Source organism: Catellatospora sp. IY07-71, assembly GCF_018326265.1.
Classification (GTDB): domain Bacteria; phylum Actinomycetota; class Actinomycetes; order Mycobacteriales; family Micromonosporaceae; genus Catellatospora.
The window spans coordinates 2,040,606-2,058,126 of sequence record NZ_AP023360.1; the positions used below are offsets into that span (position 1 = coordinate 2,040,606).

Here is a 17,521-nt window from a genome sequence, read left to right on the forward strand (position 1 = left end):
CCCATCCGGTGTCGGATTCCAGGCAGCCTGGGCTTTCCTCTTTTCACCGGGCGTGATGGAATCTCGGGGGTCCGCCCCTAAGCTCGCCGGGACGGACTGTGTACGGTGCCCGGCGCGACCCCCGCGCCATCCGCTGCGGCGGGATTCGATGGTGGTACCGACAGGAGGGCGGTGACGTGAGCAAGCGGCCAGGAACGCAGAACAACGCGGTCCTTTCGCGTCTCCGGCGGCCGGTTAGCCGGCTACGGGACATGCCCATCTGGTCCAAGCTGGGCCTGATCATGATCGTCCCGACCCTGGCCACGATCGTCGTTGGTACCAACGGTCTGTTGGACAACCTCGATACGGCCACGAGCGCCGATCGCACGCGAATTCTTTCCGTACTCGTCAAGGAGTCCGGCGCACTCGTCGACGACCTGCAGAACGAGCGGGCCGCGGCGGTGATGCTGCTCGGTGCCCCGAACACCCCGCCCGCCTCCTACGAGGTGGCCGGCAAGCTGGTGGACGAGGCGAAGCGGCCGTACTCGCAGCAGCGCGGCGCGCTGGTCGACGCCGACGACAGCCTGCGCGACCTGCTGGAGCAGATCGACACCAGCCTCGCCAGCCTGCCGTCCGTGCGCGAGCAGGTGAAGGACAAGAAGATCCGGCAGTCCGACGCGGCCATCCGCTACCAGGTGCTGATCGACAACCTGCTGCAGATCCGCGACCGCGCCGCCCAGATCGCCGGTAGTGGCGACCTCGGTGACGGCCTGCGCGCGGCCAGCGCCATCGCGACGTCGAAGAAGTACCTGTCCGAGGAGCGCGTCATCGTGCACCGGGCGTACATGCTCAACGAGCTGAACGCCGGTCTGCGCCGTGACTTCATCGCCACCCTGACCGGTCAGCAGCAGGCGCAGCAGGCCTTCGAGTCGGTGGCCAGCCCCGCCGACGTCGACCTCTACAAGAGCCAGGTCACCGGCCCGGTGCTCCGCAAGTCGGTGAAGTTCCAGGGCGAGCTCGAGGCGCTCACCAGCGACTCGCTCGGCACGCTCAACTTCACGATCGGCGAGTGGGACCAGGCGGTCCGCGACCACGGCGCCCTGCTGCGCAAGGTCGAGCAGCAGCTCGACTCGCAGGTCGAGACCACCGCGAGCGACCTGCGTGACGAGGTCACCCAGCAGGTGCTCGTGCAGACCGGTCTGCTGCTCGGCATGCTGCTGCTGGCGATCCTCTTCGCCTGGCTCGTGGCCCGCTCGATGGCCCGGTCGCTGCGCGAGCTGCGCCACGGCGCGCTCAGCATCGCCCAGTACGGCCTGCCCCAGGCGGTCGCCCGGCTGCGCGATCCGGCGCTGTCCTCGCAGCTGTCGCCGGTGCAGGTGGCCAACCAGATCGCCGAGCCGCTGCCGGTGCGCAGCAAGGACGAGTTCGGCCAGGTGACCGAGGCGTTCAACGCGGTCCACCTGGAGGCCGTGCGCACCGCCGCCGAGCAGGCCGCCCTGCGGTCCTCCGTCGCGACGATGTTCGTCAACCTGGCCCGCCGCTCCCAGATCCTGGTCGACCGGCTCATCGGTCACCTGGACCGGCTGGAGCGCGGCGAGGAGGACCCGGACCGGCTGGCCGAGCTCTTCCAGCTGGACCACCTCGCCACCCGAATGCGGCGTAACGATGAGAACCTCCTGGTGCTCGCCGGTGCCGACTCGACCCGTGTGCAGCGCGAGCCGGCCGCCCTGCTGGACGTGCTCCGCGCCGCCCAGTCCGAGGTCGAGCACTACACCCGTATCGAGTTCGGGGTCATCGACCGCGACATCGAGGTCGCCGCGCACGCGGTCAACGACCTCGTGCACCTCATCGCCGAGCTCTTCGACAACGCCACGGCGTTCTCGCCGCCGGACTCGACCGTCATGGTCGAGGCCCGCCGGGTGGGCGACCGGTCGGTGCTCTACGTCGAGGACCACGGCATCGGCATCTCGCCGGACATGCTCGCCGAGATCAACGAGAAGCTGGCCAGCCCGCCTCAGGTGGACGTGGCGGTCTCCCGGATGATGGGCCTGGTCGTGGTCGCGCGGCTCGCCGCACGCCACGGCGTGAAGGTGGAGCTGCGGCTCTCGGCCGACCGGGGCATCATCGCCGACGTCACCCTGCCCACCGCGGTCCTGGTGCCGCGGGCCCTGGCCGGTGGCCGCGGCGGTGCCGCGCCCCAGTCCCGGGAGCTGCCCGCGACCGCCGTCGCCGGCGTCCGGCAGCAGCAGGCCCCGGCGGCGCCCCCGCAGCGCTCGTCCTCCTTCGCCCCGCTGGCGCTGGAGTCCGGCTCCGGTGCCGGTCTCGGCGGCCGCCCGGTCAACGGCGGCAGCGGCAGCAGCGGCGGCCGTCTCTTCGACGCCCCGCCCGCCCCGCCCGCGCCCGAACTGCCGGTCAACACCCCGCCCTCGCGGGCCGGGATGCCCGCCTGGTCGGACCTGACCGGGGTCAACGGCACCGAGGCGGGCCGGCGCAGCGGCGAGCAGCTGCCGCAGCGGCGCGTCCCGGTCGACGGTGAGATCGAGCGTCCGGACGGCTTCGGCGGCCCGCAGATCCCGCGGCAGCCGTCGTCCCCGCCGGAGGAGCGCGCCACGCCGTCGTGGAACCAGCAGAGCTGGGCCACGCCGACCGTGCCCGCGCCCGCCAACCCGCCGCAGGCGCCCACCAGCAGCCCGTACGCCAGCCCTGGCATGCCGATCTCGGCCGTGCCGGTGTCGGCGGTGCCCGTCTCCGCCGCGCCCGTCTCGGCGGCGCCGGTGGACGTGCCCGCGTCGGCCGCGCCGCCCGTGTGGCCGCCGGTCACCCGGGACGTGCCGGTCGCCGCGCCGGACATGACCGCCGAGATGCCGCGCATCCCGGCCGAGTACCCGGTCGTGGACACGCGCTACCCGGTCGCCGACGAGACCATGGAGCTGCCGATCTTCCGTGAGCTGGAGTCGGCGTGGTTCTCCACGCGGCGCACGGCTGTCGATGCGGCTGGTCAGGACGAGAAAACTGCCCCTCCCGCGAACGTCCCCCAAGACACTACGATCACCGCACAGTTCCCCGCCGTGGACCGCAACGTCCCCGGGAGCAACGGTGGACCGAAGGTCGGCACAACGGCGGGGGCGACCGACCCGTCGGGCAGGGACGTGGACATGGGGAGCACGCAGACGGGTCGTACGCCCGTCGGGTACGAGGTGCCCGCGCCGTACCGGCCCAGCTGGCAGACGGCTGCCGACGACGGCTGGGCTGCGGCCAGCGCCGTCGCCGCGGCCAACAGCGCCCCGGCCGCGTCGGAGTCCACCGCCGCGGGTCTGCCCCGGCGGACCCCGATGGCGCAGCTGGTCCCCGGCGGCGTCGAGAAGGGCACCACCACGGTGCAGCGCCGTACGCCCGAGGGCGTGCGGGGTCTGCTCTCCGCGTACCACCGCGGCGTGCAGCGCGGCCGCACTCAGCACAAGGACGATGATGTGATTCCGGGCTCCCCCGAGGCCGGAAGCCAGTCTGGCAAGGAGCAGGAGGCATGACCACTACGCAGGATCTTGGTTGGCTGTTGGCCAACTTCGCCGACCGGGTGCCGGGCGTCGCCCACGCGGTCGCCGTGTCCGCGGACGGCCTACTGCTCGCGTCCTCCCGGGATCTTCCCCGGGACCGGGCCGACCAGCTGGCCGCCATCGCGTCCGGTCTGGTGAGCCTTACGCAAGGCGCCGCCCGCTGTTTCGAGGGCGGGGCGGTGTTGCAGACTGTCGTAGAGATGGACAACGGGTTCCTTTTCCTGATGTCCATCTCGGATGGTTCCTCGTTCGCGGTGCTCGCGTCGCGAAGCTGCGACGTGGGCCAGGTCGGGTACGAGATGGCACTGCTGGTCGACCGGGTGGGCGACGCGCTCACGCCGGCTCCGCGCAGCGCCGCAGGCGTGCTGGGCTGAGGCACAACCGTCCCGGATGGTCCGGGGACGGCACTGGGGAAGGGGGTGAACGGCGACGATGCCCGACAGAGATGAACCGACCGGCGCGTTGGTACGGCCGTACGCCGTTACCCGTGGCCGCACCCGGCCGCGATTGGAGATCGCGATAGAGGCACTGGTGGAGACGACCGTACGCGGCCGCTCCGCCAATGCCACGAACCGCGGCGGCCACGGGCGGGAACATCAACACATCGCGTCCCTGTGCGACGGCAAAGTGCAGTCGCTCGCTGAGATCGCGGCACGGATGCGGCTGCCGCTCGGTGTCGCCCGTGTCCTCATCGCGGACATGGCGGCAGACGGCCTGGTCGCGGTATACGAGCCGACGTCGTTTGAAAGCAACGACGCGGTAGGCACTGAACTGCTGGAGAGGGTACTCAGTGGACTTCGGAGGCTCTGACATGTCACACCGTCCGGGTGCACCCGGCGGGCGTGTGACATCGGCGAAGATTGTCATCGCCGGCGGCTTCGGCGTCGGCAAGACGACGCTGGTAGGTTCCGTTTCGGAGATCACGCCGCTGACCACTGAAGCGATTATGACTTCGGCCGGTGTCGGTGTGGATGACACGCGCCAGATTCCCAACAAGACCACCACCACGGTGGCCATGGACTTCGGCCGTATCTCCATCGATCGTGACCTGATCCTGTATCTGTTCGGCACCCCCGGCCAGACCCGGTTCTGGTTCATGTGGGACGAGCTGGTGCGGGGCGCCATCGGCGCGGTCGTCATGGTGGACACGCGCCGGCTCGCGGACTGCTTCGCGGCGATCGACTTCTTCGAACACCGCAAGCTGCCCTACCTGATCGCGATCAACTGCTTCGACGGTCAGCAGTTCCACAACGCGCAGGACGTGCGGGACGCGCTCGCGATCTCGTCCGACGTGCCGGTGGTGAGCTGCGACGCGCGTAACCGCGAGTCGACCAAGCAGGTGCTGATCTCCCTGGTGGAGTACGTGCTCTCGATGCGGCGTACCCGCACCGGCGTCTCCGCCTGACAACCTAGACACGGAAAGGCCCGCCGTCCTCGCCGGACAGCGGGCCTGCCGTGTATCTCCCCACCACCGCCCGGGGTCTACCCTGACCCCCACGGCGATCATCGGCAGCTCTGGCACGAAGAAGCGGCCCCCGGGAGCACCGGGAGCCGCGACTGTTCGACGTCGGGGCAGGTCAGCTGAGGCGGACCCAGGCGCCCTGGCGGACGATGAAGGGGATGAGGGCGTCCGGCTCCAGGCCGCCGTGGGAGATGGGCTGGAACGCGTACGCGCCGGCGATGCCCTCGATCGGGCCGCCCTCCAGCCGGCCCCGCAGCCGCTGCGGGTCCGTGCTCACCGCACGCCGGGCGGCGGTCGCCAGCAGCGTCAGCGCGTCGGCCGCGTACGGCGCGAAACCGCTGAACGAGCCGTACTGCTGGATGTAGCGGTACACGAACGCGCGGGCGGCGCGTCCGGAGGGTGTGGTGGCCATCGTGGGCGCCCCGGCGAGCACGACGGGGTGCACGATGTAGGCGCCCTCCATCGCCTTGCCGTTGGGCCCGCTGAGGGTCTCGTCGGCGCCCGCGCCGGGGTCGAGGATGAACCTGCCGGTGAAACCGGCGGCGCGCACCGCGGCGACCGCGGCGGCGCTCAGCGGTGCCTGCGCCCACACGATGACCGCGTCGGGCTCGGCCTCGACGATGCTGCGTGCGACGTCGCCGAAGGCACGGCCGGTCTTCGGCAGGCGCACCGTGGTGACCAGCTCCCGGCCGACGGTGAGCAGCGCGCGGGGCAGCGCCCGGACGCCGGCGTCGCCGTGCCCGTCCGCCGACGCCAGCACCGCGACCTTCTGCAGGCCGAGCTTGCGCAGCTCACGGCCCATGAGCGCGGCGACGTCGGAGGCGTTGGGGCCGAGCTGGTAGACGAACTTGCGCTGCGGCAGGGGCACGACCATGTCGTCGCCGCTGTTGAGGCAGAGCAGCGGGACCTTGCGCTCCTCGGCGACCGCGATCATCGTGCGAGCGGTCTCCACGGTCACGCCGCCGATCAGCGCGCTGACCTTGTCCTGCTCGATGAGGTCCTTGGCCTGCTGCGCCGCGGTGGCGGGGTTGCCGCCGTTGTCCTTGACGACCACGCGGATGTAGAGGCGGCCCTCGCCGAACGGCACGCCGATCGAGTTGATCTCCTCGGCGCCGACCTTCAGCGCCTGCTCCTGCAGCTTGCCGAGGGTGGAGCCGACGCCGGTCAGCTCCAGGCTGGCCCCGAGCACGATCTCGCTGGTCGCGCCCGCCTCCGTGGCGTCCGGCTCGGAGCAGGCCGCCAGCAGCGCTCCGGCGATCAGACCCAACCCGCCGGTGAGAGCGTTGCGTCGGGTAAGTCCACCTGTGGCGCTGTTCATGACGTGCCTTTCCGTGGTGCAGGGGTGCATGGGCAGTGGCGTGAGCCACTGCCGCACACGTATCGTGCTGGCCCGCCGAGGCGGGGGTCAAGCTCGGGGACTATGGCCAGTAACACACTTCAACCGCAGGTCAGCGGTAGTTGGCCGCCCGGTAGTTGTAGTCGTCCCGGTCGTCGCGCGTGTCGTGCTCCCGGCTGAAGTCCCAGCCGTTGGCCGACTCGCGGCCCGGCCGCCCGCCGACGGAGAAGCCGCTGCCGCCGATCTCCTGGTTGCCGCGCCGCCAGCCACGGAAGTAGTTGCTGGTGTGCGCGGCGATGCCGGCGGCGTCGCGGACGATGCGCAGCGGCCGCTCCTCGCGCTCCGGCGTCGAGCCGGGCACCAGGTTGGCCTGGGGCACCCGGCGCGGCAGGCCGGCCGTGGTGTCGTTGCCGACCGAGGGGCGGGAGGCCTGCTCGGCGGCGCGCCAGCCGCTGTCCATGGTCGAGTTCCAGGTGACCTCGTCCTCGTCGGTGCCGGGGCCGCTGAACCACGCGGACGAGACCGAGGCGAAGATCAGCAGGTCGTCGTCCTCGCCCTCCGCCGGGGAGGACGCCCGCTCGGTGCGGCGCGGCTTGGGCCGGGCGCCGGTCAGCGCGCTGTCGTCGACCAGCCGCAGCGGCGGCTCACCGCCGCGTCCGCCACGGCCGCCGCGGCGCCCGTCCGGCTCGTCGACCAGGCGCAGGCCGGGGGAGTCCGGCAGCACCAGGTCGTCGTCGAGCCACGGCGGGGTGACGCGCTGGTCGCCGCCGCGGGCCGGCTCCTCCGGCTCCGGGTTCAGCGGCCAGTTGGCCCGGGACCCGGGCGGGGCCATGCTCAGCGGGTCCTCGTCGCGGCGGGACGGCATCCGAGTGATGTCGGTCGGCACGTCGGTCGCGGACGGCGGGTTGTACCCGCGGGGCATCCGCTCGTCGAGCTCGTGCTGGCTGTCCTCGCGCTGGAACCGGCGCGCCCGCTGCCCCAGCTCGCTCGTCAGGTCGGCGGCGGGCTGCTGCGGGTGGCCGCCGCGCGGCGCGCGCTCGGCGGGCTCGTCCCGCTGTGCGGGCTGCTGGTAGCCGCCGCGCTGCGAGCGGACGGGAGCCTCGTCACGGGGAGCGGGCGCCGACTGGAAACCGCGCGCCGCGCGCTCTGCCATCTCGCTGGCGAGATCCGCGGCCGACTGGTAACCGCGAGGTGCGGACTCGTCCTGGAAACCACGGCCCACGGGCTCGTCCTGGTAGCCGCGGCCGGCGGGCTCGTCGCGGAAACCACGGCTGACCGGCTCGTCCTGGTAGCCGCGGTTCGCGGGCTCGTCCGCCTCGTATGGCTGCTCGGGCGCGGCCGGGGCCGGGTTGAACCCGCGGGCGGCGCGCTCGCTGTTGATGGCCGCGTTGGTCAGCTTCGGCACGAACGGCTGGTTGTCGTCCACCGGCGAGCGCGTGCTGCGCTGTGCGGGGATCGGCGCCTGCCGCGGCGGGATCGGGGTGGGCAGCTGCCGGGTGGGCGCGGGAGCCGCCGGTTGCGCCGCTGCGGGGCCGGCGACCAGCGGGGTACCCGTGATGGGGGTCGGCTCGAAGCCGGGCGGCACGGGCGGCATGGAGGGCGCCCACGCGGGACGCTCGACCGGCGGCGGCGCGGTGGGCGCGGCGACGACCGGCTCGGGGGCGACCGGCGGGGTGTGCACCGGGCGCGGCTGGGCCGGGGCGGCGCTCACCGGGGTCGGCTGGCGGCGGCGGCCGCCGGTCGCGGCCGGGGCGGCGGGCGGCGCGGAGGTCACGGCCACCCCGGTGCGGCGGGTGGCGGCCTGGGCCGGGGCGGGGGCCGCCGCGGGCAGCGGGGCCGTGCGTTCGGCCAGGGTGTCGATCAGGGCGCCGCTGGCGGCGTCCACCGAGCGCACCGCGGCCACGCTGTAGCGGACCGAGTCGGCCACCGCGGCGGTCAGCTGCTTGCCGATGCCGTTGCGGCGGGGCGTCTCGGCGATCGCGACCCGCAGCGCGGTGACCGCCTCCAGGGCGGTGGCGCTGTCGCAGATGCCGTCGGCCACCAGCCGGGCCGCGACGGCCTCGGCGGTCGCGCCGGTGTCCCGGCCGCGGGAGCCGGCCTGGCCGGCCAGCATGCCCGGCTCGGGCAGCGCCTCCAGCACGGCCAGCGCCACCGGCGCGGCGGGATCGGGGTAAGCGCGCAGCGCGGCGGGGTAGAGCTCGCGCAGCACCTCGCGCAGGGCGACCGCGGCGGCCTGCCGGCCGACGGCCAGCGCCGCGTGCGCGGCCAGCACCGGCTTGAACGCCACGAACTCGCGCGGGGCGGGGCCGACCACGGCGGAGAGGGCGCCGGCCTGCAGGGCGCGGGCCAGGCCCACGGCCCGGCGCTCGTCGGGGGTGGAGTCGACCTCGTCCATGGACTCGTCGTCGGCGAACCGGTCGGCGAAGTCGTCGGCGGTCTCGTCGTCGGTGTACGCGATCGCGCGGCCGCCGGCGGCGAGCAGCGAGATGACCTGGTGGTCATCGCTGTCCGCGGCCACCGTGACCATCGTCGACCCGCCGAACCGCTCCGCCAGCAGCGACGTCACCAGCGCGTATCCCGCGGGGTCGTCGTTGATGACGCAGAACTCCAGCAGCCGGCCGGAGTCGTCGACCACGGCGACGGTCAGCCGGTTCACGGCCGCCGTCAGCGTGTCTCCCACCTCGACTGCCGGAGCCGTCGACGTCATACCGCAGTACACCCGCACGAGCGCCACGGACTCGTCCTCCTCCCGGACTCCTCGTGTGCCAAAGACTGATGTTGCCCGGTGAGGGTCAGTCGCGCCAGTCCACAGCGCCAGAGATCTTGCCGATAATCGAGCGCCAGCCGATGGATGCCTGCTCTGCCCCGATTTTGCGCAGCTTCCTCTTGGCGAAGAAGCCGCCGAGACCACCGTCGGCCGAAGCGCGCAGCGCCTCGTCCAGGTCGTCGAGGGGGGAACCCGGGGAGAGCGCCACCATGACCGGCTTAAGGCGAAGAGCGTAGCTCACATCACGGGCGAACTCACCGGCGCGCAGCAACAGGTCGGGGTCCCACGCGTCCGGGCCGCCGCGCAGGTTCTCCACGACCAGGTCCAGTTCGTACGCGTCGTCCTCGCCGGCGACCACGTCGTCGGCCTTGACCGACTTCGCGAACTTCGACCAGCCTTCAAGCTGCTTGAGGTCGTGCGGGGCGTTGGAGCGGACGAAGTCGGCCAGGCCCTTCGCGCTCGCGAACAGCAGCAGCCTGCCCTTGTGCGACAGGAAGGCCGGGACCTCCTCGTCGGAGGCGGCGGCCTCGGCCTCTTCCTCCTCCTCGGCTTCCTCGGCCTCGACGGCGCGCTCGGCGACCTCGTCCTCGGCCGGGCCGGCGGCGACCTCGTCCAGGGCCTCCTTGGTCCAGACGAACTCCGGCATGTCCTCGTCGTCGGCCAACCCGGGGATGGGGCGGCGCGAGTCCTTGGCGGCGAAGACGTCGTCGTCGTCCTCGCGCTCGGAGACGTCCGTCGGGGTCAGCTCGCCGGCTGGGCGGTAGGCCCGCAGCGTCAGCCCGACCTTGCCACCGGGCAGGGCTACCTCGACCGGCGTGACCTGGTAATCGTCCCAGAGCGTGCTTGCCACAGCTGACCTCCGCCAAAAGGCTGCCGACCTCTGCCGGGTCGGTGACTCTCCGCACACCCTAGTGGTTCGGGTCAGCCGCCGTGCGCCCGCACCCAGCCTTGCGTTCCCCGCTCCTTCACGCCGCCGCCGTCCAGCACCAGGACCTCGTCGAACGCGTCGAGACCGGTGAGCCGGTGGGTCACCAGCACCGTCGCGCGGTCGCCGCGGTGCTCGAGCACGGCCGCGAGCACCGCGTCGGCCTGCGCCGGGTCCAGGCCCTCAGTCGGCTCGTCGAGCAGCAGCAGCTGGGGATCGGCCAGCACCGCGCGGGCCAGCGCGAGCCGCTGCCGCTGCCCGCCGGAGAGGGCGGCGCCGTCCTCGCCGACGCGCACGTCCAGCCCGTGCTCGTCCACCCAGTCGCCCAGCCCTGCTGTCCGGCACGCGGCGACCAGTTCGGCGTCGCTCGCCTCCGGGCGGGCCAGCAGCAGGTTGTCGCGCACCGAGGCGTGGAACAGGTGGGCGTCGGCCAGCAGGCCGGTGACCGCGGCGGGCCAGCGCTCGCGGTCGTGGTCGCCGATCGCGGCCGGCCCCTCGACCGTCCCGGTCTCCCGGCGCTGCCCGGGCGCCGCCGCGGGCAGCACCTCGGCGCTGCCCATGTCGGGCGTGATCGCCCCGGTGAGCAGCGCGAGCAGGGTGCTCTTGCCCGCGCCGGACGGGCCGACGATCGCGAGCCGCCTCCCGGGCGGCAGGTCCAGGTCGACCCCGTGCAGCGCGGGTGGGCCGTCCGGCCGGTAACGGACCCCGGCCCCGCGCAGCCGCAGATGCACCGGTCCCTCAGGCACGGGCAGCCCGCGCGAGGCAGCCTCCGCGATCTCGGGCTGGTCGGCGGTGCTCGGTGCGGTGTGGTCGAGCAGCTCCGCGACGCGGTCGAGGCTGCCGCGGATCTCGGTGCCCTTGCGAGCGGCGGCCAGCAGCGACTGCGCGATCTCCCCGGCGGCCAGGGTGGCGACGGCGAGCACGGCCAGCCACACCCCGGGCAGGCCACGGTGCAGCGCCGTGGCGAGCACGGCCATCGCGGTGAGGCCGCCCAGCACCGTCGCGGCGGCGTCCACCGCGAACGAGCGCCGGGCCAGCGAGCGTTCCACCCGGGCCAGCTCGGCGGCGTGCGCCGCGCCCCGTGCCTCGTACTCCGGGCGGGCCCCGAACGCGGCCAGGTCCGCCGCGCCGTGCACCAGATCGACGGTGTCCACGGCGTACGCCGCGCGCAGCGGCGCGAGCCGGGCCGCGCCGTGCCGGGCCAGCCGGGCCGCGAGCAGGGGCAGCGCCAAGCCGGTCGCCGCCAGCCCCGCCAGCAGCACCAGCGCGACCAGCGGGTCTGCGGCGAACGCGGTCACCACGGCGGCGAGCGCGACCGTCCCGGCCGCCGCCATCGGCAGCAGCACCCGGATCAGCAGGTCCTGCACCGCGTCCACGTCCGACACCATGCGGCTGAGCGCGTCGCCGCGCCGGGCCGGGGGCCGGTCGACCAGCGCGGCGAAGATGCGGGCGCGCACGTCGGACACCATGCGCAGCACCGCGTCGTGGCTCGCCAGCCGCTCGACGTAGCGCAGCACGCCGCGCCCGATGGCCAGCGCCCGTACCAGCACGATCGCCACCGACAGGGCGATCAGCGGCGGCTGTCCCGCCGCGGTGGCCAGCAGCCACGTCGCCGCGGCCATCAGCCCCAGCCCCGCCGCCTCGGTCCCCGCGGCCAGCACCGCCGCCCCCACGAACCGCCACCGCAACGGGTACGCGAACGCGAGCACCCGCCCCACCGACCCTGCCCGCCCCCTCATACCGCTACCTCGCCGCTCGCGGCGGACACCCCGCAGTTTCGGGGAAAGTGCGGGAAACGACGCTCCGAAAGCTGCAGTTTCCCCGAAACTGCACCCCGGACGTGGGCGTGGGCGGGAGGGCCGGGGCGGGTCATGCGGTCACCAGCTCGTGGAGGGTGCCGTGCTCGATGCGGATGACGCGGGTCGCGGCGGCGAGCAGGGCGGGGCGGTGGGCGACGAGCAGGGCGGTGCGGCCCTGCACCAGGGTGAGGGTGGCGTCGACGACGGCCTGCTCGCTGGCGGCGTCCAGCCGCGCGGTCGGCTCGTCGAGCAGCAGCAGGGGCGCGTCGCGCAGGAACGCGCGGGCCAGCGCGAGCCGCTGGCGCTCGCCGCTGGACAGGCCGTGCCCGCGCTCGCCCAGCACGGTGTCCAGGCCCTGCGGGAGCGCGTCGAGCACCGGCCCGAACGCCGCCGCGCGGGCGGCCCGCTCGATCCGCTCACGGGACGCGTCGGGATCGCCGAGGGCGATGTTCGCGGCGACCGTGTCGGCGAACAGGTGCGCCCGCTGCGGCACCCAGCCCAGCCGGCGGCGCCAGGCGTCGAGGTCCAGCGCGGCCAGGTCGGTGCCGTCCACCAGCACGCGCCCGGCGTCCGGCACGGTGAAGCCGAGCAGCAGGTTCAGCAGGGTGCTCTTGCCGCCGCCGCTGGGGCCGACCAGCGCGACGCGCTCGCCCGGCCGGATGACCAGGTCGGCGTCGCGCAGCGCGGTGGTGCGGTCGTAGGTCACGGTCACCCCGCACAGCTCGATCTCGCACTCGCGGGGCGCGGTGCGGGCGCCGCCGACGGGAGCGCCCTGTGCCGCCTCCAGCAGGGTGAACGCCTGGTCCAGCGCGGTCAGGCCCTCCATGCTGGCGTGGAACTTCGTGCCCGCGGCGCGCAGCGGGGCGTACGCCTCCGGGGTCAGCAGCAGCACCGTGAACGCGGCCGCCAGCGTCATCCCGCCGCCCAGCAGGCGCAGGCCCACCGGCACCGCGACCAGCGCGACCGAGATGGTGCCGACCAGCTCCAGCACCAGCGCGGACAGGAACGCGATGCGCAGCGTGCGCATGGTGGCGACGCGGTGCCGGTCGGCCATCTCGCGGACCGCCGCCACCTGGGCGCGGGCCCGCCCGAACGCCTTCAGCGTGGGCAGGCCGGTCACCATGTCCAGGAAGTGGCCGCCGAGCAGCTGCAGCCGGTGCCACTGCCGTTCGGTGGCGGTGCGGGTCTGCCAGCCGACCAGGATGCCGAAGATCGGGATGAGCGGCAGGGTGACCAGCACGATCACCGCCGAGGTGAGGTCGGCGAAGGCCAGCGCGGCCAGCACGCCGACCGGCACGGTCACGCCGAGCACCAACTGCGGCAGGTAGCCGGTGAAGTAGCCGTCCAGCGCGTCGAGTCCGCGCCCGGTGAGCGTGGCCAGCTCGCCCGCCCGCTGCCCGGCCAGCCAGCCCGGCCCGCGCCGCCCCACGGCGGCCAGCAGGTCGGCCCGCAACCCGGCCTTGGCCGTGGCCGCCATCCGCGCCGCCACGATCCCGAGCCCGCTGGTCAGCGCGGCACGGGCGGCCAGCGCGGCCAGGAACAGGGTCACCGCCGGCGCGTCCAGCCGCAGCTCGACCGCGGCGGACAGCGCACGGGCGAGCGCGACCGCCGCGGTGACCACGGCGATCGCGACGGCCGACCCGAGCAACCCGAGCAGGACCACGTCCCGGCGGGTGGACGGGACCTGCCGGAGCAGACGGGGATCGAACGGACGCGCCACGACCTCCATCGTGCCCGATGACGTGGGTCACTGCCCGGCAGGCCCGCTCACCGTGATGCTCTCGGCGAACCGGACCAGATCCTCCCGGCTCAGGTCGCCCCGGCTCTGACCGATCACCAGCACCCGGTGCTCGTCCAGCAGCACCCGCAGCTCGGTGGGCCGCTCGCTGCCGACGGGCTCCAGCACCGCGAGCTGTCCCCGGACGCTGAACGAGCTGGTCACCGGCACCAGGCTGGTGTCCGTGCCGACCGATACGCAGATGCCCTCCGGGTCCTGCCAGCGCAGCCGCGGCTCGGCGCTCAGGCAGACGTGGTCACGGTCCAGGCTGCTCACGTCGTAGCCCTGCGGGATGAGGCCGTGGCTGATGGTCGGGGTCGCGGCCAGCCGGCCGGGCCGCAGCTCGCGGGCGAAGCGCTCGACCTCGGCGATGGTCAGCAGGCCGCCGAAGCTCTGCACGGTCACCCAGCGGCCGTCGCGCCGCCAGGTCAGCCCGATCTGCGCCTTGCCGTTCTCGTCGGTGCCGGTGCGCATGGTCGCGGGCGCGCCGTCGACGTTCACCGCCTGCGTCTGCGCCGCCTCCCAGTCCCAGTCGTACTCCGTGGGCCCGGCGTACACGAGCAGCTTGGCGGGACTGCCCGCGCTCTCCAGGCCGGTCATGTCCAGCGCCGAGACGACGGTCAGCTTCCCGGCCTTCGCGGGCACGAAGCCCGGCTGGTACGGGAACTCCGGCAGCGCCCACGCGGCGGGCCGGGGCACCAGCGCCACCGTGCCGGACGGCGCCGGGTTCAGGGTCGGCGACGTGTTCAGCCCCGGCACCGGGCTGGCCGAGCCGGCTGGGCCGGGCACGCCGCTCGGGGTCGGGGTCAGCACCGGCGGCGGCTGCGGAGCGCGCCACACCGGCAGCAGCACCAGCACCGTGGTGATCACGGCGGCCGCCGCCGCGGCCAGCGCGGTGCGCCGACGCCGCTGGACACCCGTCGCCCGGCGGCGTACGTCCTCCAGCGCGACCGCCGGGAGGACCCGCTCGGCGGCCGGCGCGGGCACCGGCTCGCTGAGCCGGGTCCGCAGCGCGCCCAGGCCCCGGTGCGCGTGCACCCGGACCGTCGCGGGCGAGCAGTCCAGCAGCTCGGCGATGCGCTCGTCGTCGAGGTCCTCGAAGTAGCGCAGCACCAGCACCGTGCGCTGGCGCCGGGGCAGCGCGCCGAGCAGCGCCCACAGCTCGTCACGCACCGCGTGCCGCTGTACGAAGTCCTCGTCGCCCGCGCCGTCCGGGGTGGAGCCGTGCGGCCGCTCGCGATGCGACAGCCGCCGCCACCAGGACGAGTTCGCCCAGACCAGGGCCCGGCGCAGGTAGACGTCGGGGTTGTCGGCCTCGATCCGGTCCCAGCGGTGGTACGCCCGCGCCAGCACCTCCTGCACCAGGTCCTCGGCCAGGTGCCGGTCCCGGCACAGCAGGTACGCGAAACCCACGAGCGACCCGGAACGGGCGCGCACGTACTGGTCGAAATCCGGGTGCACAACCACTCCTCGGCGCGGGGCGGACATCGTCTCGCCGGAAGAACGCCGCTGCGAGGCCCGCGTGTTTACCGCGATGCCGATGGATTTCCGCGACCGCCGCTATCGCAGGCGGCCCAGCAGTTCGTCGCGGATGGCCGGGCGGTTGCCGAAGACCAGCAGGAAGGCCGCCTCGCGCAGCAGCCGCTGGGCCTGCTCGCCGCGCAGCACCGCCCGCGCGCCGGTCTGCACGGCCAGCGTCGCGGTCGCCCGCAACGCCAGCTCCGAGGCGGCGGCGCGGGCCGCGGGGGTCGCCGCCGGGTCCGCGGCCAGCAGCGCCGCACGGGTGGCGGCCAGTTCGGCGTCCAGCGGGCTCGGTCCGATCAGCCGGCAGCACCGGGCCGCCGTGCCCAGGGCGAGGAAGCCGTTGAGCGCCGAGCCGCTCGCGTCCGATGACGACCAGGTGGCGTACGGCCGCACGTCGGCGAGCCGGTGGGCGGGCACGAAGTGGCTCTCGAATCGCACGTTGACGGTCCGGCTCGCCTGCACCGCGACCAGTTCCAACGGGGTGACGCCCAGAGTCGGCCCGGCGATCGCGTCCACCAGCAGGAAGCGCACGTCGTCGTGCTCGTCGCGGGCGGCGGCGTACAACACGTCGATCATGTCCCAGCCGGTCACCCAGGGTGCCTCGCCGTCGAGGAGGAAGCCCCCGCCGACGGCGCGCACCCGCATCGGGGCGGTGCGGCTGCGCAGCCCGGCCAGCGCGATCCCGGCCCGCCGCTCGCCCGTCGACAGCGGGCCGAGCCAGGTGTCGCGGATGCCGGGCTGCTCGCTGTACGCGGCGGCCAGCACCGGCCCGTGGTGCTGCAGCCAGACGAACGCGGTGGTCAGGCAGCCGCTCGCCAGGCTCTCCACCAGTGACGCGAGCAGCGGGAAGTCCCTGCCGTCCCCGTCCTCCGGCACGGCCGCGCCGTAGAGACCCTCGGCCGCCAGCAGATCCAGGTGCGACGCGGGCACCCGGTCGGCCGCGTCCACCGCCAGCGCGGCCGGGAACAGCACCTCTTCGGCGATCTCGGCGGCGCGCAGCCGCAGTCTGCTCGCGTCGACCATGTCCCGATCCTAGGCGCGTCCAGATCTTGTGCGGTTCGTGTCGCTCCGGCAGCACCAAGTGCACAAGATCTGCGCGTGGCGCGGTCAGGGGTTGCGGGGGCGGATGGCGTCGGTGGGGTCGGGGTCGATGAGCAGGCCGACCTGCGTACCGATGAAGTGGTAGCTGACCTGCCGCAGCGGCCAGAGGACCCACGGGCGGTCGGCGGCGGTGACCTCCCGGCCGTTGTCGTGCGCGCCCGCGCTGACCAGCACCCACGGTCCGGTCGTGGAGAAGATCGCGACCGCGCCGCCTGGCGCGCCGACCGGGGCGAGCCCGGCGGGCAGCCCGGCCCGGGCCTCGTCGGCGGTCTCGTCGTCGCGGTAGAGCACCGCCCGGAACACGGCGATCGCGTCGCTGTCGTCGGTCATGTACGACGCCCGCACCGTCACTATGCAGCCGTGCCGGTCCAGCAGCGTGTCGTCGGGCAGCACGCCGTCGCAGCCCCGCTCGTCGCCCAGCTCGGTGCGGGTCAGTGTGTCGCCGTTCATCTTCAGCACGGCGGGGAAGACCTCGGCGGCGCGGGCGTACGTCGGCTCGGCTGCGTCGATCGCGAGCGGCAGCGCGCCCACGATCATCGCGGCGATCCCGGCGACCGCCACGGTGTTGTAGCGGCGGTCGACCGCCGGGACGGCACGGCCCACGAACACCAGGAGGAACAGGAATGCCAGCGCGGCGCCCGCGCCGCCGAGTGCCCACAGGATGCCCTCGCCGAGCTGGGCGCTGCCCGGTCCGGTCAGGATGTCGGACAGGTCCTTGCCGCGGCCCGGGATGACCAGCATGGCGACCAGCCAGGTCAGCACGGCGAAGCCGATCATAACGCGGCGGGCGGTCCGCCCGGCCCGCTGCCAGCTCACGCCGATGAGGAGCATCGCGGACGCCGGGGCGGCGACGACCAGCCAGCCGGCGGTGGTCATCCCCGCGGCGGAGCAGGCGGTGACGTCGCAGGCGAAGCCGATGAGCAGGCGGCGCAGGGTCGGCGCGATCAGGAACCACGCCACGAAGGCGCCGATGACCCCGATGACGGAGAGCCCGCCGAACAGCGGCGCCCACCGGGAGGCGGGCTTGCCCGCGCGGGACGCCGGACCTGAGCCGGGCCTGCCTCCGGGCGCGGCCGGACCTGAGCCAGGCGTGCCGCCTGCTCCGGCGACGCCTGATGCGGTCGAGCCGCCGGACTTCGCGGCCTGGGCGGCGGCCTTCGCCGCGGCCTTCGCGGCGCGGCGGTCGGCCTTGCTGACGAACTCGATCGGACCGGTGTCACGGGAGGGGCTGCTCACGACCGGTCACCCTAGCGGAGCCGCGCACGCCCGCAGCCAGGCGTTAAGAAGGGCACCTTCT

General features: G+C 74.1%; 12 protein-coding genes. 4 read left to right on the forward strand and 8 right to left on the reverse strand.

Going from position 1 to position 17,521, the window contains the following annotated elements:
• Nucleotides 1-251 precede the first annotated feature (251 nt).
• The 4 genes from CS0771_RS09330 to CS0771_RS09345 are packed head-to-tail and all read left to right on the forward strand — an operon-like array spanning nucleotide 252 to nucleotide 4,938.
• Nucleotides 252-3,506, forward strand: coding sequence for a nitrate- and nitrite sensing domain-containing protein (locus CS0771_RS09330; protein ID WP_244870701.1), 3,255 nt, complete (start codon nucleotides 252-254; stop codon nucleotides 3,504-3,506).
• Nucleotides 3,503-3,907, forward strand: a complete 405-nt coding sequence (locus CS0771_RS09335; RefSeq protein ID WP_203743190.1) for a roadblock/LC7 domain-containing protein — start codon at nucleotides 3,503-3,505, stop codon at nucleotides 3,905-3,907. Before CS0771_RS09330 ends, CS0771_RS09335 begins: the two co-directional genes overlap by 4 nt.
• A gap of 58 nt (nucleotides 3,908-3,965) precedes the next feature.
• Nucleotides 3,966-4,343, forward strand: a complete 378-nt coding sequence (locus CS0771_RS09340) for a DUF742 domain-containing protein (protein WP_203743188.1) — start codon at nucleotides 3,966-3,968, stop codon at nucleotides 4,341-4,343.
• A 1-nt stretch (nucleotide 4,344) separates the two neighbouring features.
• Entirely contained in the window at nucleotides 4,345-4,938 is a 594-nt protein-coding gene (locus tag CS0771_RS09345; RefSeq protein WP_212840630.1) for an ATP/GTP-binding protein, read from the forward strand.
• Between the two features lie 172 nt (nucleotides 4,939-5,110).
• Here CS0771_RS09345 and CS0771_RS09350 read toward each other — a convergent pair whose 3' ends face one another.
• From CS0771_RS09350 to CS0771_RS09385, 8 genes are all read right to left on the reverse strand, one after another.
• Nucleotides 5,111-6,262 carry an ABC transporter substrate-binding protein gene (locus CS0771_RS09350; RefSeq protein WP_212840631.1) on the reverse strand — a complete coding sequence of 384 codons (1,152 nt, stop codon included), beginning with the start codon at nucleotides 6,260-6,262 and terminating at the stop codon, nucleotides 5,111-5,113.
• A 181-nt stretch (nucleotides 6,263-6,443) separates the two neighbouring features.
• The gene (locus tag CS0771_RS09355) at nucleotides 6,444-9,065 is read right to left on the reverse strand and encodes a transposase (RefSeq protein ID WP_212840632.1); all 2,622 of its coding nucleotides are present in this window, start codon (nucleotides 9,063-9,065) and stop codon (nucleotides 6,444-6,446) included.
• A 58-nt stretch (nucleotides 9,066-9,123) separates the two neighbouring features.
• Nucleotides 9,124-9,948, reverse strand: a complete 825-nt coding sequence (locus tag CS0771_RS09360; RefSeq protein ID WP_212840633.1) for a DNA primase — start codon at nucleotides 9,946-9,948, stop codon at nucleotides 9,124-9,126.
• Between the two features lie 71 nt (nucleotides 9,949-10,019).
• On the reverse strand, nucleotides 10,020-11,762 hold the full coding sequence (cydC, locus tag CS0771_RS09365) for a thiol reductant ABC exporter subunit CydC (protein WP_212840634.1): 1,743 nt from the start codon (nucleotides 11,760-11,762) through the stop codon (nucleotides 10,020-10,022).
• Between the two features lie 130 nt (nucleotides 11,763-11,892).
• The gene (gene cydD / locus CS0771_RS09370; RefSeq protein ID WP_212840635.1) at nucleotides 11,893-13,551 is read right to left on the reverse strand and encodes a thiol reductant ABC exporter subunit CydD; all 1,659 of its coding nucleotides are present in this window, start codon (nucleotides 13,549-13,551) and stop codon (nucleotides 11,893-11,895) included.
• An 18-nt stretch (nucleotides 13,552-13,569) separates the two neighbouring features.
• Nucleotides 13,570-15,060 (reverse strand): SigE family RNA polymerase sigma factor, encoded by a 1,491-nt coding sequence (locus tag CS0771_RS39600; protein WP_371821377.1) that lies wholly within the window; start codon nucleotides 15,058-15,060, stop codon nucleotides 13,570-13,572.
• A 99-nt stretch (nucleotides 15,061-15,159) separates the two neighbouring features.
• Nucleotides 15,160-16,146: an acyl-CoA dehydrogenase family protein gene (locus tag CS0771_RS09380; RefSeq protein WP_212840637.1), complete on the reverse strand. Its 987-nt coding sequence runs from the start codon at nucleotides 16,144-16,146 to the stop codon at nucleotides 15,160-15,162.
• Nucleotides 16,147-16,230: 84 nt separating this feature from the next.
• Entirely contained in the window at nucleotides 16,231-17,460 is a 1,230-nt protein-coding gene (locus CS0771_RS09385; protein WP_212840638.1) for a hypothetical protein, read from the reverse strand.
• Between the last annotated feature and the right edge of the window lie 61 nt (nucleotides 17,461-17,521).